6 protein-coding genes, 1 pseudogene and 1 riboswitch are annotated in these 5528 nt (G+C 70.1%); of the genes and pseudogenes, 2 read left to right on the top strand and 5 right to left on the bottom strand.

Features of this window, described 5'->3' with window-relative positions; all coding sequences use genetic code 11:
- A pseudogene (locus HUV01_RS11300) lies at positions 1–186 on the bottom strand (DNA replication/repair protein RecF); the annotation flags it as partial.
- Positions 187–286: 100 nt separating this feature from the next.
- A complete protein-coding gene (locus HUV01_RS11305) occupies positions 287–1045 on the bottom strand; it encodes a Coq4 family protein (RefSeq protein WP_174298350.1) in 759 nt (252 codons plus the stop codon).
- A gap of 219 nt (positions 1046–1264) precedes the next feature.
- Here HUV01_RS11305 and HUV01_RS11310 point away from each other — a divergent pair, with 219 nt between their 5' ends.
- Together HUV01_RS11310 and thiC are read left to right on the top strand one after the other, a co-directional pair.
- Positions 1265–1696 (top strand): DUF2569 family protein, encoded by a 432-nt coding sequence (locus HUV01_RS11310; RefSeq protein WP_174298351.1) that lies wholly within the window; start codon positions 1265–1267, stop codon positions 1694–1696.
- A gap of 28 nt (positions 1697–1724) precedes the next feature.
- Positions 1725–1833, top strand: a riboswitch (TPP riboswitch).
- 31 nt (positions 1834–1864) lie between these two features.
- The gene (gene thiC, locus HUV01_RS11315; protein ID WP_174298352.1) at positions 1865–3772 is read left to right on the top strand and encodes a phosphomethylpyrimidine synthase ThiC; all 1908 of its coding nucleotides are present in this window, start codon (positions 1865–1867) and stop codon (positions 3770–3772) included.
- Positions 3773–3819: 47 nt separating this feature from the next.
- Here the strand turns inward: thiC and HUV01_RS11320 are convergent, their stop codons facing one another.
- The 3 genes from HUV01_RS11320 to HUV01_RS11330 form a co-directional block, all read right to left on the bottom strand.
- Positions 3820–4107: a type II toxin-antitoxin system RelE/ParE family toxin gene (locus HUV01_RS11320; protein WP_174298353.1), complete on the bottom strand. Its 288-nt coding sequence runs from the start codon at positions 4105–4107 to the stop codon at positions 3820–3822.
- Positions 4097–4375: a type II toxin-antitoxin system ParD family antitoxin gene (locus tag HUV01_RS11325; protein ID WP_254606582.1), complete on the bottom strand. Its 279-nt coding sequence runs from the start codon at positions 4373–4375 to the stop codon at positions 4097–4099. Before HUV01_RS11325 ends, HUV01_RS11320 begins: the two co-directional genes overlap by 11 nt.
- 98 nt (positions 4376–4473) lie before the next feature.
- Entirely contained in the window at positions 4474–5376 is a 903-nt protein-coding gene (locus HUV01_RS11330; RefSeq protein ID WP_174298354.1) for a S1/P1 nuclease, read from the bottom strand.
- Positions 5377–5528 lie beyond the last annotated feature (152 nt).

The following is a 5528-nucleotide window of genomic DNA, read 5'->3' on the forward strand; positions in this document are numbered from 1 at the left end:
GCTGGACAGCGCCGCGCGGCGCAGGCCGCGGCCGGGCGCGAGCAGCGACACCGCCTCCAGGACGTTGGTCTTGCCCGCGCCGTTACGGCCGGTGAGGATCACGAGCCCCGGCCCTCCCTCCCGCCGCGGGGCGAGGGCGAGCGCGGCGTGGTTGCGAACGTCGGTCAGGACCAGCCGGGCGATCATCGGGCAGCGCGTAGAAGGTAATCTTGGCGGGGGGAACGGCCGGATCGCACTCCCCCGCCCCGCCCCCTGTCCCGCCCTTACCGAAGACAGCAGGTTTATGTCAGGCCGCCGCCGTCCTCGCCACGCTGGCATAGGACGCCATCGCCGGTCCCAGCGCCGCCTGCGCACGGCGGTATGCGACCGGCTCGCGGATGTTCAGCCGCGCGCGCGCCGCGTCCAGCGGCTCGTGCAGCAGCGTCTCATGGTCCTCGCCCTGCAGCCACGCCGCCCGCCGGCCGTTGCGATACCCCTCCCACACCGCGCGGGCGAACAGCCAGCCGCCCGTGACCCTGCGGCTCTTCAACGCCGCGCCGGCCGCGATCCATGCCCAGCCGAGGCCGCCCGTCTGCGCATAGGAGAAGCCGACCAGCGCCGCCTCGCCCAGCGTCTCGTCCGCCTTGTAGCCGGTCAGCACATGCCAGCTGTCGTGCAGGTCGCGCGTGCGGCGGCCGAACCACGCATAGGGATGCTCCTCCGCCAGCCGCTCCACCCCCACCAGCGAGATCGCCGCGAGCCCCGCAGCGGAATAACCCGTCTCCGCCAGCCAGTCGCGATAGGCGGCGCCGACCGAGCCGGGCGGGAAGCCTGCGACATAGGCGGGATCGGACAGACGCTCGGCAAGCTCGACGCGGCGATAGGCGATGCGCCCGCCACCGGGCCGGCCGAGCAGCCGGTGATAGCCCTTCAGCGTCGCCGAGCCGTTGAGCGCACGCATGATGAGGAACACCTGATGCGTGTCGTCCCCGTCGGCGAGCAGCGCGCGCAACGCCGCGAACGCGCCGCGCCAATCCTTGCGATACGGAGAGACCTTGCCGGCCATGAAGGCACTCCTTACTGACATCGGTGTCAATAGCGGCGGCGGCGATGGGCGTCAAGGATCGGGGGCGGTCGCGGGGTCGGGACCGATCCCTGCCGGGCGCCGCCTGCGATACCGCATGTCGACTCCCCGCGTCCCTAGACGTCGCGCGGGACGGACGTCAGGATGGACACGCAGGGGGACGGGGGCATGGCGCGGGACGGACGGCGAAGACCAGTTGGAATGGGTGGCTGGCTCGTCTTCCTGTTCGGACTGCTGTCCACGCATGCGGCGTTGAGGCTGCTGGTCCTGATCTATCCCTTTCTTTATCCCGATGACTGGGATGGCGAGGAACTGGTCGCGTTCGCGATCATCTCCGCCGCTCTCGCCTGGCTCCTGCTCTTCCGGCGCGAGCCCTCGACGCCGCTCATCGTCATTGCGGGCCTGTGGCTGATGGCGTTGGAAGCACCGGCGATGACCGTGCTGAGCGCGTTGCACGTCCAGGCTACGGGGCCGTTCGCGTTCGCGGAAGCGGCACGGACCGCGCTGGACTGGGATTTCTTCAAACCCGTCCTCCACTCGGCATTCTGGACGGCGTACTTGCTGAGGTCGAAGCGCGTGGCCAACACGTATTTCCGCGTCCATGAGCCGAGGCTTGCTGACGTTTTCGGTTAGCGCGGCCTGCGAAGCCTGCTACGGCCCGATCCATTCCCCGGGGTGCCTCTTGACGAGGCTGAGATTGGGCGCATGGCCCGGAACCCGCTGAACCTGATCCGGTTGACACCGGCGGAGGGAGGGAGGTCGCGACAGGCCGCCCCCGCTCCGTATCCAAGGAGCAAGCGCATGGCCGACCTTCCCGCCCGCACCGAGATCGGCGTCACCACCGGCGCGATCCGCGGCTCCGCCAAGATCCACGTCGGCCCGCTGAACGTCGCGATGCGTGAGATCCGGCTGGACCCATCGTGCCCGGAGCCGCCGCTGCGCGTGTACGACACGTCGGGGCCGTACACCGATCCCGCCGCGACGATCGACATCGGCGCGGGCCTGCCCCCCTTGCGCCGCGACTGGATCGTCGGGCGCGGCGACGTCGAGAGCTACGACCGCCGCGAGCTGCGCCCCGAGGACAACGGCCAGCTCGGCCCGGACCGTTCGGGCGGCGTGCAGCCGTTCCCCAACGTGATCCGCCGTCCGCTCCGCGCCCGAGGCGGTATGGGGGCCGGCGGCAACGTCAGCCAGATGCACTATGCCCGCCGGGGCATCGTCACTCCCGAGATGGAATATGTCGCCGTCCGCGAGAACCTCGGCCGGCAGCAGCGGCTGGACCACGTCCGCGACGGCGAGGCCTTCGGCGCGAGCATCCCGGATTTCGTGACGCCGGAGTTCGTCCGCGACGAGGTCGCGCGCGGCCGTGCGATCATCCCGTCCAACATCAACCATCCCGAATCCGAGCCGATGGCGATCGGCCGCAACTTCCTGGTCAAGATCAACGCCAACATCGGCAACAGCGCGGTCGCCAGCAACGTGGCGGCGGAGGTCGACAAGCTCGTCTGGTCGATCCGCTGGGGCGCTGACACGGTGATGGACCTGTCGACCGGGCGCAACATCCACGACACGCGCGAGTGGATCATCCGCAACTCGCCCGTGCCGATCGGCACCGTGCCGATCTATCAGGCGCTGGAGAAGGTGGGCGGCATCGCCGAGGAGCTGACGTGGGAGATCTTCCGCGACACGCTGATCGAGCAGGCGGAGCAGGGCGTCGATTATTTCACCATCCACGCCGGCGTGCGCCTGGCGTACATACCGATGACCGCGAAGCGCGTGACAGGCATCGTGTCGCGCGGCGGCAGCATCATGGCGAAATGGTGCCTGTCGCACCACCGCGAGAGCTTCCTCTACGAGCGGTTCGACGAGATCACCGAGATCATGCGGGCGTACGACATCGCCTACAGCCTGGGCGACGGCCTGCGCCCGGGCAGCATCGCCGACGCCAACGATGAGGCGCAGTTCAGCGAGCTCTACACGCTGGGCGAGCTGACCCACCGCGCCTGGGCGCAGGACGTCCAGGTGATGATCGAGGGTCCCGGTCACGTGCCGATGCACAAGATCAAGGAGAACATGGACAAGCAGCTGCAGGTCTGCGGCGAGGCACCCTTCTACACGCTCGGGCCGCTCACGACCGACATCGCGCCCGGATACGACCACATCACCAGCGGCATCGGCGCGGCGATGATCGGCTGGTTCGGCTGCGCGATGCTCTGCTACGTCACGCCCAAGGAGCATCTGGGCCTACCCGACCGCGACGACGTGAAGACGGGCGTGGTGACCTACAAGCTCGCCGCCCATGCCGCGGACCTCGCCAAGGGGCATCCCGCCGCCAAGATGCGCGACGATGCGCTGAGCCGCGCGCGGTTCGAGTTCCGCTGGCGCGACCAGTTCAACCTGTCGCTCGACCCCGACACGGCGGAGTCCTACCACGACCAGACGCTGCCCGCGGAAGGCGCCAAGACCGCGCATTTCTGCTCGATGTGCGGGCCGAAGTTCTGCTCCATGAAGATCACCGCCGAGGTGCGCGAGTTCGCGGCGAAGCAGAACCAGTCGGCGGACTCCTTCATCGCGACAGGCGGCCCGACCGGCGCGGAAACGGCGGCGGCGAGCAAGGCGGCGGCGCTCCGCGGCATGGCCGAGATGAGCGAGATGTTCCGGGAGAAGGGCGGGGAGGTCTACCTGCGGACGTCCTCCGAACCCGCCTGAGCCTGCGCTCAGGCCGCTCCTTGCAATCGACGACGGCCATCCCTCGCTCACATGCGGCGTTTCACGTCCATTCTCTTGTGGAGAACGCGCAGGACCAGGATCTTCTCCGCGTCATGCACGTAGAAGATGCGGTGCTCGCCCGCCGCCAGGCTACGCGTCTGCTCATCCGCGCTTGGAAACACGGGGCCGACTTCGGGAAAGCTCAGAACATGGCGGAACGCCTGCTCGATCGCGTCGAGGTAGGCGATGGCGCGGACCAGCCCGAACCGCTCGACGCTGAAATCGCGGATGTCGTCGAGGTCCGCCAGAGCCCTGCGGCTCAGCTCAAGCTGCATCCGCGCTCCGGGCGGCGCGCAATCCCGCCCGCAACTCGTCCAGATACGCGAGCGGATCGCACTCGCTCACACCCGACGCACGCCCCTTGTCGATCGCCGCCTGCAACCGGACGAGCTTCTCGGCATCCTCGCGCTCGCGCCGCAGCAGGCCGGCAACATACTCGCCCGCGCCGCCCAGCCGCGCTTCGGCCGCGCGCGCTTCCGCCCAGTCACCAAGGTCGTCGGGCACGGAAAGGTCGATCCGCGTCATCGCCGCCAGGCTAGGCACGGCCGCGCGCCATGTCTAGTCGACGAACCCGTCGATGACGATGCCCGAACGACGGCATGTCCCGCGTGTCGCCCGACCTGCGCACCAGGGAAGCTCCCTCACCCCAGCGCCGCGTCCAGTTCCTTGGCGAGGCGCAGGCCGCCGCGCTCGATCTCCAGCCGGGCGGCGGGAAGCCAGGCGGCGATCGTCGCCTCGTCCAGCGCGACGCGCGCCGGCACCGGGGTCGATGCCGGGGTCGATGCCGGGGAAGGCGCGCACGGATCGCCCTTCAGCGCGCCCGCGTACACGGTGTCGCGCGCTACCCGCCAGCTCTCGCGGCTCCAGTCCGCGACGCTGCCCGCCGCCACCTGCCGGCGCGTCGCGGCGGGATAGCGGCGGATCATGGTCGGGCCGGTGGTGATCGCGCGCTCGGCGAGCAGCCCGTCCCACACCGAATGGAGGTTCAGCCGGTCGGGCGCATAGCCGCCATAACTGACGGGGACGTCGTTGCCGCCTTTGTCGTGCCGCTCGCCGGCATGGAGCGGCTGGTGCAGGTCGCCGACGAAGTGGATCAGGAACGCCAGCGCCTGTACCTGGTCGTGCGCGCCGGTCGCGGGATCGCGCAGCAGCGCCACGTCGCGCTCGATCTGCGCGGAGACGCAGGCGCCGTCCCTGCATGCCTGCTCCAGCGACTGCTCGAACGGCTCGCACACCTCGACGTCCTGGAAGTGCCAGCCATAGGCGTATCCGAACCGCGACCTGCCGGCCGCGTCCTTCAGCGGCTTGACGCAGTCCGCCCATACCGACGCCTGCTGCGGCGTGCGGGCGGGGCAGGTCGGCGTGTCGAGCAGCGCGGAGGTCGCCAGGATGCGCTTCACCGCGGCGCGCGTCCGCGGGGTGACGTTGGCCATCGCGATGCCGGCGATCGTCTCGTGGCCATATTCCCAATAGGCGCCGACGGGGCTGGCGACCCCGAGCGCGACGGCGAGGGCGATGGCGGCGGCGGAAAGGGAAAGGCGCATGGCCCGGCCCTAGCCGTCCGCGCCCGCCTGTCCAGCGAACTCGTCGCCGTGGATCGCGACGCCCCGGCGACCGTCCGACCGGGCGAGGCCGCGGTTCATGCCGGGCGTCGAGAAGCGCCAGGCCGAGCGGCCGGCGGCGTCGAGCGCGATCA

It is taken from the genome of Sphingomonas bacterium (assembly GCF_903643035.1).
Classification (GTDB): Bacteria; Pseudomonadota; Alphaproteobacteria; order Sphingomonadales; family Sphingomonadaceae; genus Sphingomonas.